The organism is Dyella sp. OK004, from assembly GCF_900114495.1.
Lineage (GTDB): Bacteria > Pseudomonadota > Gammaproteobacteria > Xanthomonadales > Rhodanobacteraceae > Dyella_D.
On sequence record NZ_FOZI01000004.1, the window covers coordinates 23,592 to 44,925 of the forward strand.

The following is a 21,334-nucleotide window of genomic DNA, read 5'->3' on the forward strand; positions in this document are numbered from 1 at the left end:
TATCGCGTGTGGTCGCTTACGCCGCGGCGCGGCGTTTCAGGTGCACCAGCAGCAGGGAGATTGCCGCCGGTGTCACGCCGCTGATGCGCGCGGCCTGGCCAATGGTTTCCGGCTGTGCGCGCTTGAGCTTCAGCAAGACCTCGGCGGAGAGGCCGCGCACCTTGTCGTAATCGAAGCTGCCGGGGATGACGGTTTGTTCATGGCGGCGCTGGCGCTCGATCTCTTCGCGCTGGCGCTCCAGATAACCGGCATATTTGGTCTGCACCTCCACCTGAGCGGCGACGTCGTCGTTCTCAACGGCGGGACCGAGTTCGGTGACTGAGGTGATCTTGGCGTAGTCCAGCTCCGGACGGCGCAACAGGTCCAGGGCATTGGTTTCTCGACTCACGGCGATACCGAGCTGGCGCTCGATGGCTGCGCCTAATGCATTGTTCGGCGCTGCCCATAGCGCGCCCAGGCGTTGCGTCTCTCGTTCTACCGCGTCGCGTTTGGCGCGCAAGGCGTCGAAACGCGCCTGCGGCACCACACCAAGCGCATGGCCGGTTTCGGTAAGGCGCAGGTCGGCGTTGTCTTCGCGCAGATGCAGCCGATACTCGGCGCGTGAGGTGAACATGCGATAGGGCTCGATGGTGCCATTGCTGGTCAAGTCGTCGATCAGCACGCCGATATAGGCTTCATCGCGGCGCGGATACCACGGCGCCTTGCCTTGCACGGCCAGCGCGGCGTTGAGTCCGGCGATCAGGCCCTGCGCGCCCGCCTCCTCGTAGCCCGTAGTGCCGTTGATCTGGCCGGCGAAATACAGACCGGGGATGGCCTTGGTTTCCAGCCAGGGGTGCAGCCCACGCGGATCGAAATAGTCGTACTCGATCGCATAGCCCGGTCGCGTGATGTGCGCGTTTTCGAAACCCTTGATCGAATGCACCAGCGCCAACTGCACGTCGTAGGGCAGTGAGGTGGAGATGCCGTTGGGATACACCTCGAAGGTGTCCAATCCTTCCGGCTCGATAAAAATCTGGTGCGACGACTTCTCAGCGAAGCGCACCACCTTGTCCTCGATTGAGGGACAGTAGCGTGGGCCGATGCCTTCGATCTGGCCGGTATACAGCGGCGAGCGATCCAGCGCGCCGCGGATCACTTCGTGGGTGTGCTCGGTGGTGTGGGTAATCCAGCAGCTGACCTGGCGCGGGTGATCCGCGCGCGAGCCGAGATAGGAGAACACGGGTGCAGGATCGTCGCCGGGTTGTTCGTCCAGGCCGGTGAAATCAATGCTGCGCAGGTCGATGCGCGGTGGTGTGCCGGTCTTTAGGCGGTCAGCAGCCACCGGCAGTTCGCGTAGCTTCTGCGCCAGCGTGCTGGCCGGTGGGTCGCCGGCGCGGCCACCAGCGTACTGGGCCTGACCGATGTGAATCTTGCCGGCCAGGAAGGTACCGGCGGTGAGCACGACCGAACGGGCGCGGAAGGTCAGGCCCATCTGCGTCACCACACCGGTGACACGGCCACCTTCAAGCACCAGGTCATCTACCGCCTGCTGGAATAACTCAAGATTCGGCTGGGTTTCCACCAGGCGGCGGATCGCGGCCTTGTATAGCGCGCGATCGGCCTGGCAGCGGGTCGCGCGCACGGCCGGTCCCTTGGAGGCATTCAAGGTGCGCCACTGGATGCCGGCGCGATCGGCCGCCTGTGCCATGGCACCGCCCAGGGCGTCGATTTCCTTGACCAGATGCCCCTTGCCGATACCGCCGATGGCCGGGTTGCAGCTCATCTGCCCGATCGTCTCGATGTTGTGGCTGAGCAGCAGAGTGCGCGCGCCGGTGCGCGCCGCAGCCAGTGCGGCTTCGGTGCCGGCGTGGCCGCCGCCGATCACGATGACGTCGTAGTGAGTGGGGTGGAGCATAGGAAACTGCCTAACTGGCGCAAAAAGTGACCAAACAGGACGCTATGGTAGCGCGGTCAATAGTTTACGGGCGGATAGGATAAGTCTGGCACGAATACTGCTTTTACCTCTTCGCACTTTCACGGGCAGACGCTGCGCGGAGACGCGCGCTGAGATCGAACGGACAGGGGTTCGATTGCGTGCCGAGAGAGGAAGCGAGACGGCGCCCAATGGGCGCCGTCGTTTTTTGTGCCTTGGAATGAGATCTGGCGCCCGGCGGTCTCAGGAACAGGGGGAATCCAGGATGACCGTGTTGCCGGGCGCCAGAAACCGTAATGAACGGTGGCGCAGGCAGCGAGCGCTGCCTCGTCGTAGGGCTGATAGTCGCCCGCGGAGCGTGAATATTGGGTGACTAAAACGGAGATTTGTGCCGGATCAGGGCAGCTGATGACGCTGTGCGTCATTCCGTGATGAAGGGCCGGGTAGAGCGTGATTTCCATCACATTTGTGGCATGCCTGTTGCTTCCTCTCCCCTGCAGGACTCGCAAGGGGATGGAGCAATGGACACGAACTTCGATTTTGAACGGCTGTACCCGCACCACGATCTGCTGATCGAGATCGGCCGCGTCGAAATGGCCATCGAGCATCTGGATCTGCGCGCCGAAGAAGAGCAGCGCACGCTGCGTCCACGCCTTGAGTCGCGCATGCATCGCTTGCGCGATGCGCTGGATCATCTGGCCGCCTGAATCACCGCGCCCGGCATCCGCGCCGGCCGCTCACCGCATGAAGCCGCCCGGGTGACCCGTCGATGACGGGCAACACCCGGGGCGGATCCAGCCAACCGGGATCGATCAATCGTGCAGCATGCTCTGCACGATTTCCGTGAGGTTGCGCGACAACGCGGTCCGCTCCGCCAATTCAGCGATGGCGGCCCGTGCTTGCGCACGCCGCACCGGCTCCAGCCGGCGCCAGCCGTTGAAGGCGGTAGCGAGTCGCGCCGCAACCTGCGGGTTGAGCGCGTCGAGCTGCGCCAGCCGTTCCGCCAGCAGGCGATAGCCGGCGCCGTCGGCTTGATGGAAGCCCGCGGGATTGCTGCGTGCCCACGCGCCGAACAGCGCATTGACGCGATTGGGGTTTTTCAGCGTGAACGTCGGGTCACGCTCCAGTTCACGCACGCTTGCCAGCGAGGCGGCCCCGCGCCGCTGCGTTTGCACGTTGAACCACTTGTCCAGCGCGAGCGGGTTGTCGGCATAGCGTTCGCGGAAATGCGCCAGCGCGGCCGCTGCCTGCGGTACATCCGTACGCACCAGCACCGACAGCGCGGCGAGGCGGTCGGTCATGCTCGGCGCCTGTTCGTATTGCAGGGCGGCAAGTGTTTGCCCCTGCTCCGTATCGAGCAGAGAAATCAGTTCCAGCACGCGCCGTTTCAGCCGGCGCTGCGCCTGGCTGGCAGCGTCGAGCTGTCCGTTGGTGGCCTGCGCCAGCGTGCGATAGCGCTGCAGCAGCGTCGCCGCGCCGATGCGGGTAGCGAGCCGGCGCTGCAGCTCCTGGCGCAAGGCATGAATGCGATCGGGATCGGCTTCGCGCTCACGCTCGGCCAACTCCACTTCGCCTGGTGGCGTCATTACTTCAGCCAGCAAGGCGTCGTCCACGTTGCCATCGGCAAACAGACCGGCCAGTGCATCGCACCAGGCGACGATTGCCGCGTCGTTGCCGCCTTCGCGCAGTGCCTCGTAAGCGCGCATCGCCAATTGCTGGCCAGCCTCCCAGCGATTGAAGCCATCGATGTCGTGACGCAGCAGCAAGGCGAGCTCCGCCGGGGAGTCATGGCTCTCAAGGACCACCGGCGCGGAGAAGCCACGCAGTAGCGAAGGCACCGGCTCAGCACCGACCTCGCGGAACACGAAGCGCTGCTCGGCCTTGTCGAGTACGACAACGAGCTCGGTGTCACCGCTGGACGGGTGGCCGTCCAGATGCAGCGGCAACATATGACCGTCGCGGGTAAACAAGGCCAGCTTCACCGGAATCGGCAGCGTCTGTTTCTCAGGTTGATTGGGCGCGGCCGGCGTGTGCTGCGACAAGGTTAACGTGAACTCCCGCCGTGCCGCATCGTAGTCGCGCCGCGCCCTCAGTCGCGGCGTGCCGGCCTGGGCATACCAGGCGAGGTAAGGCGTGAGGTCGACTTGGTTCGCTTCGCCGAGCGCGCCGAGAAAATCCTCCAGCGTCGCGGCGCGGCCATCGTTGATCTCGAAATAGCGATCCATGCCGCGCCGGAAACCATCCTTGCCCAGGCGCCCCGCCAACATGCGTACCAGCTCTGAACCTTTCTCGTACACCGTGGCGGTGTAGAAATTGTTGATCTCGCTGTACTGCGCAGGGCGTACCGGATGCGCCAGCGGGCCGGCATCTTCCGGGAACTGCGCGCGGCGCAGCAGGGCCACATCCTCGATGCGCTTCAGCGGCAGCGAGTTCATGTCCGCCGAGAACTGCTGCTCGCGGAACACGGTGAGGCCTTCTTTAAGCGACAGCTGAAACCAGTCACGGCAGGTGACGCGGTTGCCGCTCCAGTTATGGAAATACTCGTGCGCCACCACCGCCTCCACCGCGCGATATTCGTCGTCGGTGGTGGAATCCGGATCGGCCAGCAGGTACTTGGCGTTGAAGATGTTGAGGCCCTTGTTCTCCATCGCACCCATGTTGAAATCGTGCGTGGCGACAACATGAAACACGTCGAGATCGTAATTGCGCCCGTAGGCCTGCTCGTCCCAGCGCATGGAGCGCTCTAGCGCGTCCATGGCGTAGTGGCAGCGGTCAATCACGTTCGCTTCCGACCACATCACCAGCTTCACCGCGCGACCATCGGCCGTGGCGTAATCGCGCTCGATCTTCTCGAGTCGCCCGGCGACCAAGGCGAACAGATAACTGGGCTTGGGGTGCGGGTCGACAAAGCGCGCCCAATGGCGGCCACCTTCCAGTAGGCCCGCACCGTCCGGATTGCCTCCGGCCAGCAGCACCGGAAAGCGCTCGCGGTCGGCGCGCAAGGTCACCGTGTAGCTGGCCAGCACATCCGGGCGATCGGGAAAGAATGTGATATGCCGGAAACCTTCAGCCTCGCATTGGGTGAGCAGGAAGCCCGTCTCGCGCGAGCCAGAAAGGTACAGGCCTTCCAGCGCGGTATTCGCCGCCGGGTGTAGCCGCACGCGGGTTTCGAGCACGCTGCCGTCCTGTGCGCCGTCGATCTCCAAGTGGCTGTCGTCGTGGCGATAGCTGCCCGATTCGAGGGGTTTGCCATCAAGCGCGATAGCCAACAGCTCCAGAGCTTCGCCATCCAGCCGCAACGGCACCTGTTGCGCAGGATCGTGGCGCAGGTGCAGGCGTGCGTTGACTTCGCTGGCGTCGATGCCCAGATCGAAATCCAGCTCCACGCGCTCCACGCGCCAGGCCGGCGCACGGTACTCGCTGAGGCGGATCGGGGAGGGAGACTGGTCGTTGCGTGCGTTCATGGGGACTGCAGGGCCGAGATGGGACGGATCAGGCTAACATGCGGCGTTTTGGGGCCGGGACAAGCCAATGGCGGCATACCACGCGGAGCGGGCCAGTCTGGGGCCGCATGACATCGTCGTACTGCGCGATCCTGCGCATGGGCGGTGCGTGCGCATCGCGCGGCGCGGCGCCACCGTGATCGCGCTGGAGCAGACGCTGCGCGGCGCAACGTGCGACCTCGCTGACGGCTATCGTGACGCGGCGGAACTGGACAGTCGCCCCAGCTCCCGCTTCGCCATCATGGCGCCGTTCGCCAACCGCATCGCCGATGCGCGCTATGTGTTCGACGGCCAGGCGCACGATCTGCAGCCCGGTGTGGAAGGCGCACAGCGCGCGGCTCGTCATGGCTTTGTGCGTGGCGTGGATTTCGAGATCGCCGAGCTGAAGGCGGATGAGCAAAGCGCCCGCGTCAGCTTCTTCACCTCGGCGATCCGCCCGGGCGTGCATCCGGGTTATCCGTTTGCGATCGACCTGACGGTCACGTACATCCTGGATAACGGCGGCCTGACTCTGGAGGTACGCATGCGCAATGCCGGCGAACAGGCCGCGCCGTGCTTCTTCGGCTGGCATCCGTACTTCCGCTTTGACGGCACGTCCATAGATACGTGGGAGCTGCAGATCCCCGCCGCGACCCTGGTGCGCACCGACGCCGATTACATTCCTTTGCCGGGCATCGCGGCGCAGGTGAGGATGGATGACGCACCCGCGCTGGATTTCCGCCACCGAAAGCGCATCGACGGGCGCGAGATCAACCATGCCTATACCGACTTGCAACGCGACGCCGATGGGCGTGCGCGTACTCGCCTGCGCGATCCGTCCAGCGGACTCGGCATCGCCGTGTGGCAGGAGTCCGGAGTGATGCTGGCCTTCACCGCCGACACCGTGACGCGCAATGTACGCGGCTCGATCGCACTGGAGCCGATGGAAAGCTGGTCCGACGCGTTCAATCGCCCCGATTGTGCGGCGGCAATCCGCCTTGAGCCGGGCACCGAGCGCGTCTTTCGTTGTGGTGTGGAGATCGAATTGCCATGAGTGTGGTCCTGCCGGATATCGAACAGATCCACGATGCCGCCGCACGCATCGCGCCGTATGCGGTCGTCACGCCGGTGCTGCGCAGCGCACGACTCGATGCGCTGGTTGGCGCAGAGCTGCATTTCAAATGCGAGAACCTGCAGCGCGGCGGCGCCTTCAAATTTCGCGGTGCCTGCAATGCCGTGTGGTCGCTGGACGACGAGCAGGCCGCACGCGGCGTTGTCACGCATTCGTCCGGCAACCACGGCAACGCGCTGGCGTTGGCGGCAGCGACGCGAGGCATTCCCGCGCATGTCGTGGTGCCTGAAGGCGCCGTGCGTGCCAAGCTCGAAGCGATCCAACAGGCCGGCGCTGTGTTGCACCGCTGTGCGCCCACACAAGCAGCGCGTGAAGCGGCGGCGGCAGAAGTGCAACGACAGACCGGCGCGGAGCTGGTGCATCCCTATGCCGACGCGCGCGTAATGGCCGGGCAGGGCACCTTGGTGCTGGAGTTGATGCGTCAGGTCGAGGCGCTGGACGCCTTGATCACGCCCGTCGGCGGCGGCGGTCTCGCTGCTGGTTGCGCCATCGCGGCGCATGGCATCGATCCCGCACTCACCATGTACGGCGCAGAGCCGGCGGGTGCCGACGATGCCGCGCAATCGCTGGCGCGTGGCGCGCGAATCGATTCGCTGCAGGCCGACACCATCTGCGACGGTTTGCGCACGCTGATCGGTGAGCCGAATTTCGCCGCCTTGCTCAGTCATCGCACCCAGGTGATCACCGTGACCGATGAGGAAACCATCGCTGCGATGAAGCTGCTGTGGCGCGAGCTGAAACTGGTGGTGGAGGTATCCAGCGCCACTGTGCTCGCCGCCGCACTGAAACAACGCGAGCACTTCACCGGCCGTCGCGTGGGCCTGGTGCTCACCGGCGGCAATGTCGATCTGGACGCCTTGCCGTGGTGATGTATCTGTCTATCCGGGGCTGCGCCGAAACCGCAAGCCGCTGACGGCCATCAACCCAAGCAGCACGAACGCGATGCCCACGGCCTCCATCGCCGAGGGCTGCTCGTGCAGGATCGCCCAGGCCAGCAGCACGCTGACGATCGGCACGCCAAGACTCGACAAGCTCGCCACCGCCGTCGGCAGGCGCTGCAGCACGATCAGCCACAACCCCCAGGCCACACTGGACGCCAGCACCACGCTGTAAGCCAGACCGCCGACAAAACCCCAGCTCCAGTTGATCGGCCGCTGCGGCGTCAGCATGGCGAGCACACACAACGCCAGCGCGCCGAACAACATCTGCCAGGCCGTCAGGTTCAACGGCGACGGCGCATGGCGTTGGAACATGCGCTTGCTCAGCACCGTGCCCATCGCCCACGCGGCACCCGCCGCGATCGCCAGCAGCGTGCTGCCGGCACTGCCCATGCTGCGCCAGGGTTCGATGATGCAGATGAGCCCGACGCCGGCCAGCCCGATGCCGATCCAATGGCGCGAGGTCGGCTTTTCGCGTAGCACCACCCAGGCCAGCAACACGGCCCAGAACGGCATGGTGTAAGCGAGCAACGCGATGCGTCCGGCACCGCCCTCGACCAGCGCCCATTGCCCCAGTCCCTGAAACGCGGCGGTCTGGCACAGGCCGATCAACACCGTGAGCTGCAGCGGCGGCGGCCGCAACGATTGCCGTGTGGCCAGAAGGACGGCAAACAACACCAGCGCACCCAAGACATAACGCAGAGCGGCGAACTGAAACGGGCCGGCGTGCTGCAGCACCTGCTTCATCACGATCCAGCTGTAAGCCCAGATCAGGATGGTGACGAGCAGGGCCGCTACGGCGCCGCGTTGAGATAGCTGAGAAGGCATGACGTCGCAAGCGAGAGAGGAGCGAAAACTTGCGCATCGCACGCGAGACAGGTTGCGATGGCAAGAAGATCGCCAAGCTTACTAGGCGTCGCACACGCGTCACTCGATGAGAGCAAGCGGCTTATGTGAAAGAGATGTGCAAGCTTCGCGCCGAGCCCGACATTGAAAGTCGGCGGGTCATTCGTGTTTCTTGAGGGCCATCACACTTTAAGCACGCCGGTTGTTTCATCGTCGCCGACACAATTTATGTACCAGCATCGACCACAGGGGGGCTAATGATCGAGCTGGAGATGCAGATCCTTTCGGATCGTCGCGAGGGATTGCTCGTCGAACTCGGTCGCGTGGTTGTCGCCAACGGCTTTACGCTGTTGCGGCAGCGTCTGTCCCAGGACAGCAGAGGCACGTGGCTGGTGATGATCGTGCGTGGCGCTGCCGAACGTCAGCTGGCGCTCGAAGAAGAGCTCGCCACGCATAGTCGGGTGCTCAGCTTCGAAGTGGCGCTTGCCGAAGGCGGCACGCTGCCTGCGCAACCCGCGCCCGTCGCCACGCGGCCTTCGATGGCCGCTGCGCCCTCTGCGCCATCCGCCGCAGCACCCGAGGCCGGCCCGGATGTACGCCAGGTAGAGAGCACCTTGCCGCAACTGGCGCGTGACTATCCCAAGATTTTCCCGTGGCTGCTCACGCTCGAACGCGCAGTGGCGGCGGACGCTCGCGAAGCTTCGCTGCAGCTGGCGGGGCGTCGTACCGGCGCGTGGGTGTACAAGCGCGACTATGCGATGGGCGCCAAGCTTGGTTTGCCCGATGCGATCAAGCGTATCGCCGTGCCTGCCATGCGCGAACTGACAACCGTCGACTGGCGCGACGGACAGTTGCATATCCAGAACAGCCCAATCTGCTCGCCCGGCAGTCACTCTGGTTGCCGGTTTTTCAGCGGCTATCTCGAAGGCGTGCTCGGCGGCTCGGTGGCGCCGCAGACGGTGTTCGTGCGCAGCCTCTACTGCCGCAGCACCGGAGCGGGGAGCTGCATTCTGGAAATCTCGCACTAAGCGTCGATCTGTGCAGCCGGCTCACACCCGCTGCACAGATCGAACTAGAGAGCCTGTACCCGGCCAGGCTTGCACGAGAGCACGACCGGCGCTCGCCGCCGGCAACAAGACGTCTGTCCGACTTACTCACTAGCCGATCCATTGAGGAGGAGTGTCATGCCTGAGCATCAGAGCTACAACCTGTTGCTGGTCGTCCTTTCGTACGTCATTTCCGTGCTCGGTTCGTTTACCGCACTGCAGCTGGCCGTGGTCATTCCGCTCGCGCAAAACGGCCGTCAGCGCACCGCTGCCGTGCTGGCCGCTGGCGCGGCGATGGGCGTGGGCGCGATCTGGGCCATGCATTTCATCGCCATGCTGGCCTGCGACATGGGTATGCCGGTGACCTACGACGTGACACTTACCGCGCTGTCGGCGGTACTTGCCTTCGGTGCCTGTTCGCTCGGTCTGGCCATTGCCAGCAGCGGCACTTTCGCCTGGTCCAAGCTGGTACTGGCCGGCATCTGCATGGGCCTGGGTGTGACTGGCATGCATTACCTCGGCATGGCCGCGGTGATGATGGGTGCGTTCATCAGCTACAACATGAACCTGGTCGTTGCCTCGTTGGCGATCGCCGTCGTGGCATCCATCGTCGCGCTGTGGCTGGCGTTCAACCTGCGCGGTCCGCTGCAGATGATCGGCAGCGCGCTGGTAATGGGCGTGGCCGTCTGCGGCATGCACTACACCGGCATGGCCGCGGTGAGCATCGACGACAACGGCGGTCAGCTGCCGGCGAACTATGCCAACGGCATGCGCGGCGACAACCTGGGTCTGAGCATTTTCGTCGTGGCCCTGCTACTGCTGGTGGTGGTGCTGGTGCTCAACCATCTGCGCCAGCGCCGGCGCGCGATGATCAGCATCTGAGTCCGGAGCAGGAGCATCGCCTCCCAACCTCCCCCTGCGCCCGAAGGGAATCCCCTTTTCGGGACAAAGCAGGGGGAGCGGCAAGGGCGTTATGCTGCGGCTCTCTCACCCGGAACCAGGTCCGATGAAGCCAGTCACCCGATGCAGTTGGGCCAATAGCAGCGACATCGAGCGCGACTATCACGACACCGAGTGGGGCGTACCGCTGCACGACGACCGCGGCCTGTTCGAATTTCTGGTGCTGGAAGGCGCGCAGGCCGGGTTGTCCTGGCGCACCGTGCTGGCCAAGCGCGAGCGCTATCGCGACGTGTTCCATCAGTTCGACATCGCCCGCGTCGCCGCGATGAAGGATCGAGAGCTGGAAAAGCTGCTGCTGGACCCCGGCATCATCCGCAATCGCCTCAAGATCAGCTCAGCACGAGACAACGCGCTCGCCTCGCTCAAGGTGATCGACGAATTCGGCAGTCTCGACGCCTACCTGTGGTCCTTTGTCGACGGCAAGCCTGTGCTCAACCACTGGCGCGACCGCGGCAGGGTGCCAGCCAGTACACCGCTGTCCGATCGCCTGAGCAAGGACCTGCGCAAGCGCGGCTTCCGTTTCGTCGGCAGCACCATCTGCTACGCCTTCATGCAGGCCACCGGCATGGTCAATGACCACATCATCACCTGCTTCCGACACCACGCCGGTGGCGGAAAGTAAGGGCCGCAGCTCTTCTATGCTTTCGGCCGTGACAGGGGCTTAAGCCGCACTGCATCATTCTCGGTATCAGCCGGCACAAGTTGTGCCGGCGCCACCCACGGCGCGAGGGCCGATCCACGATGCAACAGGCACCCCACCGACCCGAGGTCAAAGCCTTCTTCCACGCCGACACCTGCACGTTCACTTATGTCGTGCACGAAGGCCGGGCTGCTGTGGTCATCGATCCGGTGCTGGACTACAACGCCGTTACCGCGCGCACGTCGACGGCGTCGGCGGATGCCGTTATCGCCTATGTGCACGAACATCGCCTGACGGTGGAATGGATTCTGGAAACCCACGCGCACGCGGACCATCTCAGTGCCGGCGACCACCTGCGCGACGTCTTTGGCGCGCATCTGGCCATCGGTCGCGGCATCACCCAGGTGCAGGCCCGCTTCAAGACGTTGTTCGGTTTCGGCGAGGACTTCGTGCCAGACGGGCGCCAGTTCGACCGCCTGCTGGAGGATGGCGATGTGCTGCATGCCGGTGTACTGGACATCCGCGTGATGGCCACGCCAGGTCATACCGATGATGGCCTGACCTATCTGATCGGTGATGCCGCCTTCGTGGGCGACACCGTGTTCGCCCCCGAGACAGGCACGGCGCGTTGCGATTTCCCCGGCGGGGACGCCGCCCGGCTGTACGCTTCCATCCAGAAGATCCTGGCACTGCCGGCCGGCACGCGCCTGTTCCTCTGCCACGACTACCCACCTGTTACGCGCGAGGCCGTCGCCGAATGCAGCATCGCGGCGCAGCAGCAGAACAATGTGCACGTAAAGCGCGGCATTGAAGAAGTCGACTTTGTCGCGATGCGTACTGCACGCGACGCTACCCTGGCACCGCCGAGGCTGGCGCTGCCGGCGTTGCAGGTGAATATCCGTGCTGGCCGCCTGCCGCCGGAGGAGGACGGGGTGCGCTATCTGCGTCTGCCGCTCAACCGTTTCGGCAAGTCGTGATGGCAGTGCTTCAGTAGGCCAGCTTCGGCCGCCAATCCGCCCCACGCCCTTCCGGCGTGTAGTCGAGCAAGTTCCATAGCGGCCAGGCCATATCGACATGCCGGGGATCCTGCCCCGGCTCCGCCGGCACAAACATCAGCTCGGTGGCGTACGTGTGATAGACGCGGCCGTCGCGGCGCGTAAACACATTGAGTATCGGCATCTGGCCGCCGTCCGGACGCTCGCCGTGATAGTCGGTGTTATAGCTGTTGTTGGCGGAGGAGAGCAGCGGCAGGTTCACCCAGCCGTGCTCGTGTGCGAATTCCTGGATGCGCGCGACAGGCGACTTGGCGACCACCACGAGATTGACGCGCTGAAGCGCATGATGCGCTGCGCCGTTCCAGCCTTCGAGGATTGAGGTGCAGGACGGGCAGGCGTTCTGCATCGCCGGGCCGTACATAAAGCTGTAAACCACCAGGCTGTCTTTGCCATCACGGAACAGCTCGGACAAACGCACGGTGGGCGAGGCTCCCTGATCCTGCGCAGCGATGCCGGCCCGCTCGAACACATAATCTTCTTTCACCTCGCCGCCCAAGGGCAGGGTGCGCCTCATCGCGGCGACGGCTTCGATCTGGTGGCGCAGGTCGATCTCGGCCCGCAGCAGCTGGTCGCGGGCCATGCGGTAAGCGGCGCTCTCTTGTGGGAAGCGGGTGGCGTGCAATGACTGGTTCATGGCCTCTCCTGCAGCTAGGCAAAAAAACCGGAAGCGCGGCCACCTGTAGGAGCCCACCCTGTGGGCGATGCTCTTCCATCACGCGTCCATTCGGCGGGCTATCACGCACAGGGTGCGCTCCTACAGGTACGCCGCCGCGGACCGCAAAGGCGACACGATAGTCGCCCAGCCATGAAGAACCCGTATCGGGAATGTGGAATTCAGCGCCGCCGCGAACCGCGCAGGCTGTCCACCGAGAAACTGGCAATCTCGCCGCCGTCTTTGCCGCGACGCGACTGGCCCGGCGGCGGGCCCCAGGCGTGCGCCGTCACTACTTCCCAGGTGGCGGGAATACGCCCATCGACGCGCATGGTTTCGTAGGCCGCAAGCATTTGCTGGTAGTGGCGTTTGCCCGTGAGGCCGCGCTCGCGCGTGGTGTCGGCATTGGTCGCGCCCAGGCCCTGCAGTTCTTTCAACAGCATCCGCGGTTCGCTATAGGTCAGCGTGTAGCGATCCACATCCAGCACCGGATCGCGCAAGCCGGCGGCAATCATCGCGTCACCCAGATCGTGCATATCCAGAAAGCGGCTGACGTGCGGCTGTTGATCCGCGCTGGCCCAGGCCGCGCGCAATTCCTTCAGCGTGTCGGGGCCGAAGGTGGAGAAGGTGAGCAGGCCGCCCGGCTTTAGTACGCGCACGCATTCGCCGAACAACCCCTGCAAGTCATCGACCCACTGAAAACACAGGTTGGAATGCAGCACGTCGACGCTGTGATCAGGCAGCGGCAATGCGGTGGCTTCGGCGCACACGCGCTGGAACGGCTTCAGCCAGCTGGCGTGCTGTTTCGCGGCACGCAGCATGGGCAAGGCCAGATCCATGGCGATCACCTGCGCCTTGGCATAGCGCTTCTTCAGCAGCGCGCTGCCGCGGCCGGTGCCGGCGCCGACGTCCACCACGCGCTCAGGCGTTTGCAGATAGAAGTCCAGACGCTCCAGCAGCACGTTCTGCACTTCGCGTTGCAACGCATCGTGTTGTTCGTAGGTGCGCGCGGCGCGGCTGAAATTGCGCCGCACTTGCTGGCGATCGACGTGAAACTCGCTCATCGGTAAGCGTCCAGCATGGGGGTAAGCGCCTGCACCACGGCATCGGTGTGGCCGAAGAAGGGCGCATGTCCGGCGCGTTCGATCTCACGGTAAGTGCCGCCGCATTGCGAGGCCGACCACTGCATGGCCTGCGGCGGCACCAGGCGGTCGCGATGGCCGGCGATCCACGTGCTGGGCACGGCCAGATCGGGCAACGCGGCGCGACGGTCGCTGGTTTCCAGGATGCGGATGCCTTCCTGCAACACGCGCAGATCCGGCTCGCCGCGGTCGAACACCAGGGTGCGCAGATGGCGCAGCTCGCCGCGCGGGTCGGTGCTGCCCATCGCTTCCAGCGTCAGGAAGCGCTCCAGAGTGGCGTGGTAGTCGGTTTCCAGATCGGTCGCGAGCTCATGCACCAGGTCGGCACTGTTGCCATAAGGCCAGCCGGCATCGCGCACGAACTTTGGCGTCGCGCACAGCATGGCCAGCCCGCGCGCATGTGCCGGGCGTTCCAGCGCCGCCGTCAGCGCAATCAATCCGCCGAGCGACCAGCCCAGCCATAGCGCCGGTGGTGTGGCTTTGACGATCGCGGCCGCGCAGGCCGACGGCTCCAACGGAATGCCGCAATCGCGTGAATAGCCGTGACCAGGCAGGTCGACCACATACAGTGTGCAGCGTGCTTCCAGTGCTTCCGTCAATGGCGCGAGCACGCCGCCGTGCATGGCCCAGCCGTGCAGCATCACCAGCGGCACCGGCCCGGTGCCGCGCACTCCGATGTGCAGCGTCATGGTTCCTTCTCCCCCGTGGGGAGCTCGTCGGTACTGGCGGGCAAAAGCTGCTTGTCCACCGCGCCACGGTCGTCGAACACGAAACAATCGCCGCGCCAATGCGCGCCATCGGTTTCCTCGAAGTACTTCAGGATGCCGCCTTCGAGCTGGAACACGCATTTCATGCCGATGTCCTGCATGTGCAGCACGGCCTTCTCGCAGCGGATGCCGCCGGTGCAGTAGGACACCACGGTCTTGCCGTCGTAGCGCTCGCGATCGGCGGCGATGGCGGCGGGGAATTCGGTGAAGCTCGCGATGCGATAGTCGATCGCCTGTTCGAACAGGCCAACGTCGGTCTCGTAGTCGTTGCGCGTATCCAGCAGCACCACTTCGCGGCCATCGTCGTCGCGGCCCTGATCCAGCCAGCGGCGCAAGGTGGCTGGCGTAACGGAGGGAGCGCGCTCGCCTTCCGGACGGATCGCCGGCATGCGCATGGTGATGATCTCTTTCTTCAGACGTACCCGCATGCGGCCGAACGGCGCGCCATCGGAGATCGACTCCTTCGGCACGATGTCCGCGAAACGGGTGTCCTCGCGCAGCCATGCCATGAACGCATCGGTCGCTTCGCGCGGTCCGGCCAGGAACAGGTTGATACCTTCGGGCGCGAGCAGGATGGTTCCCTTCAGCGCCAGCGCGTGGCAGCGCTCGCGCACGCGCTCGCGCAGCGCTGGCAGGTCGTCCAGGCCGACGAATTTATAGGCAGAGAGATTGACGGTCGACATGGGAAGCTACGGCAGCAAGGCCCGCATTATACGGGGGTGGCCGAAACGAGTCCGGACAAGGCTTCCAGCAGCCGATCGACGTGCTCTTCCTCATGCGCGGCCGACAAGGTGATACGCAGCCTCGCTTTGCCTTGCGGCACGGTGGGCGGCCGGATGGCGCCGACCAGGAAACCCTGTGCTTCCAGTGCCTGTGCCCCATCGAGCGCGGTTTGGGCCTCGCCCAGCAACAACGGTTGGATCGCGGTAGGCGATGGCATCAGTGGCAGGCCGAGCTGCTCCGCGCCTTCGCGAAAACGGGCGATCAGTGATGTCAGTTTCTCGCGCCGCCAGTCTTCCTCGCGTGCCACGCGCACCGCGGTCAGCGCAGCGGCAGCCAATGCCGGGGGCATGGCGGTGGTGTAGATATAAGTGCGTGCGGATTGCAGCAGGCCATCGATCAGCGCCGCCGAGCCGGCGACAAACGCACCGTGGCAACCAAGCGCCTTGCCCAGCGTCGCCATCAGCACCGGCACCTCGCGCTGGCCCAGCGCCAACGCACTGAGGCTGCCGGCACCGTCGTCGCCCAGCACGCCCAGGCCATGCGCGTCGTCCACCATGAAGGTGGCGCCTTCGCGCCGGCATAGCGACGCCAGCTCGCGTAGCGGTGCGATATCGCCGTCCATGCTGAATACGCCGTCGGTCGCCAGCAATGCGGCAGCCTCGCTACGACTCGCGAGCTGACGCGCGGCAGCAGCCACGTCAGCGTGCGGATAGCGCTTCAGCTCCGCACCGGCGAGTTGCGCACCGTCGAGCAAGCAGGCGTGGTTGAGCTTGTCCTGCACACACACATCGCCGTCCTGCAGCAGCGCCTGCATCACCCCGAGGTTGGCCATATAGCCGGTGGAAAACAGCAGCGCGCGTTCGCGCCCGGTCCATTCGGCCAGCGCTTCTTCCAGCGCAGCGTGCTCGGCGCGATGGCCGCAGATCAGATGTGCCGAACCGCTGCCCACACCCTCGTCATCCGCGACGCGCTTGAGCGCGGCGATCAGCTGCGGGTGCTGGGCAAGGCCGAGATAGTCGTTGCTGCAGAACGACAGCAGCCGGCGTCCGTCACTCTCCAGCCACGGCCCTTCCGCATGCTCGATCGTGCGCAGGCGGCGCAGCAATTGAGCCTGCGCGCGCTCGGCGGTGCGCTGGGCAAGGCGATCGGTGAGCGATGGACGGGGCATGGCGAAGAGGGGGCGATACGCCCCCGCAATCAGGCCGCGACGCTGCAGCCGCAACCGTTACCGCAACTCGCGTCGGCGGTTTCCAGAATGTCGGCGTGCACGGTGCCGGCTTCTTCCACCACCTGCAGCGGATGCAGATCCAGTCGCGCAAACAGCTGGCGGTCGTGCTCCACATCCGGGTTGCCGGTGGTCAGCAATTTCTCGCCGTAGAAGATCGAATTGGCGCCAGCAAAAAAGCATAGCGCCTGCACAGCATCGTCCATCTGCTGGCGGCCGGCGGACAGACGCACCATCGAGGCCGGCATCAACAGGCGCGCGACGGCGATCGTGCGCACGAACTCAAACGGGTCCAGCGCATCGGTGCCGGCCAGCGGCGTACCTTCCACCTGCACCAACTGATTGATCGGCACCGACTGCGGATGCTCGGGCAGATTGGCCAGCGTCTGCAGCAGGCCGGCGCGCTGCACGCGCGACTCGCCCATGCCGACGATACCGCCGCAGCAGGTTTTCAGGCCCGCTTCGCGCACGTGCTCCAGCGTATCTAGGCGATCCTGGTACTGGCGCGTGTGGATGACTTCGCCGTAGAACTCCGGCGCGGTATCCAGGTTGTGGTTGTAGTAGTCCAGGCCGGCGCTCTTCAGCGTCTGCGCCTGCCTGCCGTCGAGCATGCCCAGCGTGACGCAGGTTTCCAGGCCCAAAGCCTTCACCGCGGAAACGATCTCCGCCACCTTGACCACGTCGCGATCCTTCGGGCTGCGCCATGCCGCGCCCATGCAGAAGCGGCTGGCGCCGGCATTCTTGGCCGCCTGAGCGCGCGCCACCACTGCGTCCACGCTCATCAGCTTCTGCGCCTGCACGCCGGTGTCGTAGCGCGCGGCTTGCGGGCAGTAAGCGCAATCTTCAGGGCAGCCACCGGTCTTGATCGACAGCAGGGTGGATACCTGCACGGCGTTCGGATCGTGGTGTTCGCGATGCAACGAATGCGCGCGATGCAGCAGTTCGTTGAACGGCAGCGCGAACAGCGCGGCGACTTCGTCGCGGGTCCAGTCGTGGCGGATGGCGTGGGCCATGGGGCTAGCTCTGGGGGTGGGGAGCGTGACAGTGTGGCAGCGGCTTTCCGCCTGTCAACTTCCAAAGGTCATTTCTTGTTGACGATGCGCCAGGGTATGGCTGCGCTACCATCGGCCTCAATCTTTATTGAACGGAGTGAGGGACATGAGCGCAGGACAAGGCAGCGGCGGCAACGTACTCGCAGCAATCTGCAGCTTCTTCATCCCCGGCCTCGGCCAGCTGGTGCAAGGACGCCTGCTGATCGCCATTGTGATGTTCGTGCTAGCCGGCATCCTGTGGATCGTGTGGCTGGGCTGGATCATCCACCTGTGGTCGATCCTCGACGCCGCGCTGTTCAAGCCGCGCGGCTGAGCCACCCGCCATGCGCACGGATGCGCTGACCCGCACCTTCCGAGCCCGCCTCGCCCGGTTACAGGCCGCATTGCTGCCGTGGCGCTGCCAGCTGTGCGGCGCACCCGGCCAGGACGGCCTCGACCTCTGCCATGCCTGCGATGCGGATCTTCCGCGCAACCGCAGCTGCTGCGCCCGTTGCGCTTTGCCACTGCCGCATGCTGCCGAGCTGTGCGGTGAATGCCAGCGCAGGTTGCCGCCATGGGACGCGGCCTGGGCACCGTTCCGCTACGGCTGGCCGCTGGATCGGTTGGAATCGCGCTTCAAGTTCGGTGCTGATCTTGCGGCGGGGCGCACCCTGTCCAAACTATGGGCGCGCGAATTTACGTCGCTGGAAAAGCCGGACCTGATTCTGCCCGTACCGCTGCACCCGAAGCGCTTACGTCAACGCGGCTACAACCAGGCGCTCGAACTGGCTCGACCGCTGGCTGCCGCATGGCACGTGCCAATGCGTAGCGACATATTGCAGCGAGAGCGAGATACCGCCGCACAGACGGAACTTGACCGTGCGGCGCGCCGCCGTAACATGCGCGGCGCCTTCAGTCTTAGCGCAAGCATCGCCTTGCCCGCGCACATAGCCTTGCTGGACGACGTCATGACTACCGGTGCCACCCTGGCCGAGTGCGCGCTTCGGCTCAAGCGAGCCGGTGTGCGCCGCGTGGATGTGTGGGCGCTGGCGCGGGCGCCATCGCGTTAGCGTGGAGCGTTGAGGTAGATCGGATTGCCGATCAGCAGCGGCTTACCGGAAGCGTCGCGTGCTTCGACGCGCAGCCAATGCGGCTTGCCGTCACTGGTCCATTCAAAGCGGTGGCGCAAGTCATCGCTGTCGATCGCCGTGCTGCCGGCCGCGGCGAAGGGTTTACCATCCAGCAGCGCGATCAAGGTCGCGCCCTTGGCATGGGCAACGTGCGCCTCGAAACCTACTTTCTCGCTGGCTGCGGCACGCAGCGCGTCGCCCATCGCGGCATGCCGATCATTCGCTTCGGCACTCAGTTCCAACAGGCGATCGCGACTGCCTTCTGTATCGATGAACACATGGCCGGCGCGGATGCCATCGAGAATCGCCGGCATCGACAACGCTTCCGCATGCACCACGGTGGTCGGCACGCCGGTGGGATTGGAGCCGATGCGCAGTTCGTTCTGAAACGCTTCGTGGTTGTCGCTGCCGCCAATGCCGGTAAGGCGATAGCCCTTGGACAGCTGCTGCTCCCAGAACGGCACGCCCGAAATCGGCGTACCCGCATCGCCGCCGTTGACCACTTCAATAGCTTGCACCAGTGCCATGTCGGCGGGTGGCTGGGCTGTCCAGCCGCAACCCATGCAGACTTCGCCGCTGGCGCGGATGGCATGGTTGATCGAGATCACACCATGCAACGGCGCGATGGCGCGCAGCAGAGCGTTCCAGTCTGGCACGTCCTTGCTGCCCACGCGGAAATCCACCGGCGCCGTGGTGCCGAAGAAATTGGCGTGGCCGGTGAAGGTGGTGATCTCGCGCCCCGGAATCAGCAGTAGGCGGTCGAAGTACGGCTGCAGTTCGCGCATGGCGTTGGCATGCGACACCGTGTTGTGATCGGTGATCGCGATGAAGTCGAGGCCGCGCTGCGCCGCGCCTTGCACAGTGAAGAACAACGGGCACGGGACGCGCTGGCCGCTCTGGCTCTTGCAGCTGCCGTCGCTGTGCGCGGTATGCATGTGCAGGTCGCCGCGATACCAGCCGGCCTCCTTGCGCAACGGCGGATTCAGCACTGCGGGCTCCCATGCAGGATCGCCGGGATGACCAAACCAGATGTTGGCGGTATAGCTGGAATGACTGTCTTTGCGGATGTTCGGAATGCCCAGCACGAGTTGCCAGCGCCCCGTACGAATGGGCCCGGGCAAGTAAGAGGGCGTGGCATCGGTGGCGGCAACGGTGAACAGCTTCTTGCTGCCGCCGCTCCAGCCGCGGAAACCATCCTGCCCGCGGAAACCGTCCGGGCCGAGCAGGCCGAGATCGATAGTGGTGTGTTCATCGCGACCGCTGTAGTCGAACTGCACGGTGATGCGATTCACCCTGGCCGGCACCTCGAACGGCAGGCCGCGATAGGTCTGGTTGTCCTTGCCGCTCAGCTCGCCGTGCAGGGTAAGGTCGGGCGGTCTGTCGTTCGACGGCGCGTCTGCCGCGCGCGTGACCGTGGCGGCGAGCAGCAGCACCAGGCAAGCCAGCGCATTGATGACCAGATGACGGAAGCGAAGATTCATGGCGTAGCGCCGGACTCAGGTGAAGGGCAATGGGCAGCGCGTACCGGATTGCAGCGCGCCACGGTGTTCTGCGGCAGCTGCACGCGGTAGTCGCTGAAGCGACGGTCGGCCTGCATGTAATCGGTGGAAACGTATTGGGCGCCGCTGGCGAAGGCGGCCTCGCGCCGGTGCGTATCGTTACGGCGCGCTTCGACCGTGTCGGCATCGGCACGTGTGCGCACCATGAAGCCGGCCGCTACATCGCGCGCGATGCGTTGGCCTTCGCCGACCGGGTCGTTCAAGGTGAGATAGGCCGCGGCAGGCGAGCGCTCGTCCGTGTTGACGAACATCACGCGTCCCTCCAGCGATGAGCGATGTCCACGATACGCGGCCACCTTGCGCGCATCCTCGTCCAGTACAAAAAACACCTTGCCGCGTGCCTGGCCAAGACTTGGCCATTGCCCGGCCAGCACGGCGTTGCGCAGTGTGGGATGGCGGCCCTGCACGTTATCAGGCGTGACCAGTTCGCTGCGCTGGAACACCGACAGTACTTCGGCATCCAGCGCATCGAAGGCCTTTTCATCGAAACGCAGCGGCGCGACCGCACCCGGACCGCCGCCCCCATCCTTGGCATTGAGCAGCAGCATGATCGGCACGTGCCGCGGGTGTGCGCGCGACCAATCGCGTATCAGCGTGAGGCAGGCGACGAAGGTCTGGCAGTTGCTGCGGAAATCGATATCGGCCAGATGCATCACCTTGAAGCCGGGGCTCAGCATTTGCGCGGCCGCCTCCGGTGTCCATGGCGGTGTCGGGTAACCCTTGCGCAGTGCGCCGGGTGGATGCGCATAGCGTCCGCCGGCGGGGTCGTAATACACGTCCAGCTCGATGGTGCGCGCACCCCGATTCAGCTGTTGCGGAATCGGCGGATGCCCATAGTCGATGCCATCCGCGCCTTTCGGATCGCGCGCGCGATGCGCGGCCAGCTCCTCCGGCGGCATCGCCTGCTTGTAGCTGTTGTGCGTGCCGATCACCTGGATGTCGTTCATGCGCAACTGCCGGTCGAGGGCAGCAAGATCGCAATGGGGACTCGCGGCTTCGAGATCGCAGGCCAATGCGAAATGACTCCATGCAATGAGCAGCCACACAAACACGAGCTTGCCCATAGCTCTTACCCCTCCCCCTGCTAGCAGGGG

20 protein-coding genes are annotated in these 21,334 nt (G+C 65.0%); 8 read left to right on the top strand and 12 right to left on the bottom strand.

Features of this window, described 5'->3' with window-relative positions; translation table 11 throughout:
• Positions 1 to 16 precede the first annotated feature (16 nt).
• The 3 genes from mnmG to pepN all read right to left on the bottom strand — a co-directional run bounded on the left by mnmG (position 17) and on the right by pepN (position 5,376).
• Positions 17 to 1,894 (bottom strand): tRNA uridine-5-carboxymethylaminomethyl(34) synthesis enzyme MnmG, encoded by a 1,878-nt coding sequence (mnmG, locus tag BM338_RS16305; protein WP_090452654.1) that lies wholly within the window; start codon positions 1,892 to 1,894, stop codon positions 17 to 19.
• 119 nt (positions 1,895 to 2,013) lie between these two features.
• The gene (locus BM338_RS21705; RefSeq protein WP_218156372.1) at positions 2,014 to 2,607 is read right to left on the bottom strand and encodes a hypothetical protein; all 594 of its coding nucleotides are present in this window, start codon (positions 2,605 to 2,607) and stop codon (positions 2,014 to 2,016) included.
• A gap of 117 nt (positions 2,608 to 2,724) precedes the next feature.
• On the bottom strand, positions 2,725 to 5,376 hold the full coding sequence (gene pepN / locus BM338_RS16315) for an aminopeptidase N (protein WP_090452658.1): 2,652 nt from the start codon (positions 5,374 to 5,376) through the stop codon (positions 2,725 to 2,727).
• A gap of 67 nt (positions 5,377 to 5,443) precedes the next feature.
• On the opposite strand from pepN, the gene BM338_RS16320 reads away from it, so the two are divergent.
• Positions 5,444 to 6,448 carry an aldose 1-epimerase gene (locus BM338_RS16320; RefSeq protein ID WP_090452660.1) on the top strand — a complete coding sequence of 335 codons (1,005 nt, stop codon included), beginning with the start codon at positions 5,444 to 5,446 and terminating at the stop codon, positions 6,446 to 6,448.
• Positions 6,445 to 7,395, top strand: coding sequence for a pyridoxal-phosphate dependent enzyme (locus tag BM338_RS16325; RefSeq protein ID WP_090452662.1), 951 nt, complete (start codon positions 6,445 to 6,447; stop codon positions 7,393 to 7,395). Before BM338_RS16320 ends, BM338_RS16325 begins: the two co-directional genes overlap by 4 nt.
• Before the next feature lie 9 nt (positions 7,396 to 7,404).
• Here the strand turns inward: BM338_RS16325 and BM338_RS16330 are convergent, their stop codons facing one another.
• Positions 7,405 to 8,292, bottom strand: coding sequence for a DMT family transporter (locus tag BM338_RS16330; RefSeq protein WP_090452664.1), 888 nt, complete (start codon positions 8,290 to 8,292; stop codon positions 7,405 to 7,407).
• A gap of 290 nt (positions 8,293 to 8,582) precedes the next feature.
• Between BM338_RS16330 and BM338_RS16335 the strand changes: the two genes are divergently transcribed.
• The 4 genes from BM338_RS16335 (at position 8,583) to BM338_RS16350 (ending at position 11,933) form a co-directional block, all read left to right on the top strand.
• Positions 8,583 to 9,338 (top strand): ACT domain-containing protein, encoded by a 756-nt coding sequence (locus tag BM338_RS16335; protein WP_255367339.1) that lies wholly within the window; start codon positions 8,583 to 8,585, stop codon positions 9,336 to 9,338.
• A gap of 156 nt (positions 9,339 to 9,494) precedes the next feature.
• Positions 9,495 to 10,238 (top strand): MHYT domain-containing protein, encoded by a 744-nt coding sequence (locus BM338_RS16340; RefSeq protein ID WP_090452668.1) that lies wholly within the window; start codon positions 9,495 to 9,497, stop codon positions 10,236 to 10,238.
• 124 nt (positions 10,239 to 10,362) lie between these two features.
• Positions 10,363 to 10,938 (top strand): DNA-3-methyladenine glycosylase I, encoded by a 576-nt coding sequence (locus tag BM338_RS16345; RefSeq protein WP_090452670.1) that lies wholly within the window; start codon positions 10,363 to 10,365, stop codon positions 10,936 to 10,938.
• 119 nt (positions 10,939 to 11,057) lie between these two features.
• The gene (locus BM338_RS16350; RefSeq protein WP_090452672.1) at positions 11,058 to 11,933 is read left to right on the top strand and encodes an MBL fold metallo-hydrolase; all 876 of its coding nucleotides are present in this window, start codon (positions 11,058 to 11,060) and stop codon (positions 11,931 to 11,933) included.
• A 10-nt stretch (positions 11,934 to 11,943) separates the two neighbouring features.
• Here the strand turns inward: BM338_RS16350 and BM338_RS16355 are convergent, their stop codons facing one another.
• The 6 genes from BM338_RS16355 to bioB form a co-directional block, all read right to left on the bottom strand.
• Positions 11,944 to 12,645, bottom strand: coding sequence for a DUF899 family protein (locus BM338_RS16355; RefSeq protein ID WP_090452674.1), 702 nt, complete (start codon positions 12,643 to 12,645; stop codon positions 11,944 to 11,946).
• A 200-nt stretch (positions 12,646 to 12,845) separates the two neighbouring features.
• Positions 12,846 to 13,727 carry a malonyl-ACP O-methyltransferase BioC gene (gene bioC, locus BM338_RS16360; protein WP_090452676.1) on the bottom strand — a complete coding sequence of 294 codons (882 nt, stop codon included), beginning with the start codon at positions 13,725 to 13,727 and terminating at the stop codon, positions 12,846 to 12,848.
• Entirely contained in the window at positions 13,724 to 14,494 is a 771-nt protein-coding gene (gene bioH / locus BM338_RS16365) for a pimeloyl-ACP methyl ester esterase BioH (RefSeq protein ID WP_090452678.1), read from the bottom strand. The genes bioC and bioH overlap by 4 nt, the downstream gene beginning before the upstream one ends.
• Positions 14,491 to 15,255: a sulfurtransferase gene (locus tag BM338_RS16370; RefSeq protein WP_090452680.1), complete on the bottom strand. Its 765-nt coding sequence runs from the start codon at positions 15,253 to 15,255 to the stop codon at positions 14,491 to 14,493. The genes bioH and BM338_RS16370 overlap by 4 nt, the downstream gene beginning before the upstream one ends.
• Before the next feature lie 26 nt (positions 15,256 to 15,281).
• Entirely contained in the window at positions 15,282 to 16,463 is a 1,182-nt protein-coding gene (gene bioF, locus BM338_RS16375; RefSeq protein WP_090453476.1) for an 8-amino-7-oxononanoate synthase, read from the bottom strand.
• Between the two features lie 29 nt (positions 16,464 to 16,492).
• Positions 16,493 to 17,533, bottom strand: a complete 1,041-nt coding sequence (bioB, locus tag BM338_RS16380) for a biotin synthase BioB (RefSeq protein WP_090452682.1) — start codon at positions 17,531 to 17,533, stop codon at positions 16,493 to 16,495.
• A gap of 145 nt (positions 17,534 to 17,678) precedes the next feature.
• On the opposite strand from bioB, the gene BM338_RS16385 reads away from it, so the two are divergent.
• Together BM338_RS16385 and BM338_RS16390 are read left to right on the top strand one after the other, a co-directional pair.
• A complete protein-coding gene (locus BM338_RS16385; protein WP_090452684.1) occupies positions 17,679 to 17,885 on the top strand; it encodes a hypothetical protein in 207 nt (68 codons plus the stop codon).
• Between the two features lie 10 nt (positions 17,886 to 17,895).
• Positions 17,896 to 18,621, top strand: coding sequence for a ComF family protein (locus BM338_RS16390; RefSeq protein WP_090452686.1), 726 nt, complete (start codon positions 17,896 to 17,898; stop codon positions 18,619 to 18,621).
• Here the strand turns inward: BM338_RS16390 and BM338_RS16395 are convergent.
• Together BM338_RS16395 and BM338_RS16400 are read right to left on the bottom strand one after the other, a co-directional pair.
• A complete protein-coding gene (locus BM338_RS16395; RefSeq protein ID WP_090452689.1) occupies positions 18,618 to 20,162 on the bottom strand; it encodes a CehA/McbA family metallohydrolase in 1,545 nt (514 codons plus the stop codon). The genes BM338_RS16390 and BM338_RS16395 overlap by 4 nt on opposite strands.
• The gene (locus BM338_RS16400; protein WP_090452691.1) at positions 20,159 to 21,304 is read right to left on the bottom strand and encodes a phosphatidylinositol-specific phospholipase C1-like protein; all 1,146 of its coding nucleotides are present in this window, start codon (positions 21,302 to 21,304) and stop codon (positions 20,159 to 20,161) included. The genes BM338_RS16395 and BM338_RS16400 overlap by 4 nt, the downstream gene beginning before the upstream one ends.
• Positions 21,305 to 21,334 lie beyond the last annotated feature (30 nt).

Excerpts from the sequence above, each read along its gene's own strand:
- BM338_RS16325 (WP_090452662.1), top strand. The coding sequence starts at position 6,445 with ATGAGTGTGGTCCTGCCGGATATCGAACAGATCCACGATGCCGCCGCA.
- bioC (WP_090452676.1), bottom strand. The coding sequence starts at position 13,727 with ATGAGCGAGTTTCACGTCGATCGCCAGCAAGTGCGGCGCAATTTCAGC.
- bioB (WP_090452682.1), bottom strand. The coding sequence starts at position 17,533 with ATGGCCCACGCCATCCGCCACGACTGGACCCGCGACGAAGTCGCCGCG.
- BM338_RS16355 (WP_090452674.1), bottom strand. The coding sequence starts at position 12,645 with ATGAACCAGTCATTGCACGCCACCCGCTTCCCACAAGAGAGCGCCGCT.
- pepN (WP_090452658.1), bottom strand. The coding sequence starts at position 5,376 with ATGAACGCACGCAACGACCAGTCTCCCTCCCCGATCCGCCTCAGCGAG.
- BM338_RS16350 (WP_090452672.1), top strand. The coding sequence starts at position 11,058 with ATGCAACAGGCACCCCACCGACCCGAGGTCAAAGCCTTCTTCCACGCC.
- BM338_RS16345 (WP_090452670.1), top strand. The coding sequence starts at position 10,363 with ATGAAGCCAGTCACCCGATGCAGTTGGGCCAATAGCAGCGACATCGAG.
- bioF (WP_090453476.1), bottom strand. The coding sequence starts at position 16,463 with ATGCCCCGTCCATCGCTCACCGATCGCCTTGCCCAGCGCACCGCCGAG.
- BM338_RS16400 (WP_090452691.1), bottom strand. The coding sequence starts at position 21,304 with ATGGGCAAGCTCGTGTTTGTGTGGCTGCTCATTGCATGGAGTCATTTC.
- mnmG (WP_090452654.1), bottom strand. The coding sequence starts at position 1,894 with ATGCTCCACCCCACTCACTACGACGTCATCGTGATCGGCGGCGGCCAC.
- BM338_RS16330 (WP_090452664.1), bottom strand. The coding sequence starts at position 8,292 with ATGCCTTCTCAGCTATCTCAACGCGGCGCCGTAGCGGCCCTGCTCGTC.
- BM338_RS16390 (WP_090452686.1), top strand. The coding sequence starts at position 17,896 with ATGCGCACGGATGCGCTGACCCGCACCTTCCGAGCCCGCCTCGCCCGG.
- BM338_RS16335 (WP_255367339.1), top strand. The coding sequence starts at position 8,583 with ATGCAGATCCTTTCGGATCGTCGCGAGGGATTGCTCGTCGAACTCGGT.
- BM338_RS16340 (WP_090452668.1), top strand. The coding sequence starts at position 9,495 with ATGCCTGAGCATCAGAGCTACAACCTGTTGCTGGTCGTCCTTTCGTAC.
- BM338_RS16320 (WP_090452660.1), top strand. The coding sequence starts at position 5,444 with ATGGCGGCATACCACGCGGAGCGGGCCAGTCTGGGGCCGCATGACATC.
- bioH (WP_090452678.1), bottom strand. The coding sequence starts at position 14,494 with ATGACGCTGCACATCGGAGTGCGCGGCACCGGGCCGGTGCCGCTGGTG.
- BM338_RS16370 (WP_090452680.1), bottom strand. The coding sequence starts at position 15,255 with ATGTCGACCGTCAATCTCTCTGCCTATAAATTCGTCGGCCTGGACGAC.
- BM338_RS16395 (WP_090452689.1), bottom strand. The coding sequence starts at position 20,162 with ATGAATCTTCGCTTCCGTCATCTGGTCATCAATGCGCTGGCTTGCCTG.
- BM338_RS16385 (WP_090452684.1), top strand. The coding sequence starts at position 17,679 with ATGAGCGCAGGACAAGGCAGCGGCGGCAACGTACTCGCAGCAATCTGC.
- BM338_RS21705 (WP_218156372.1), bottom strand. The coding sequence starts at position 2,607 with ATGATCCAGCGCATCGCGCAAGCGATGCATGCGCGACTCAAGGCGTGG.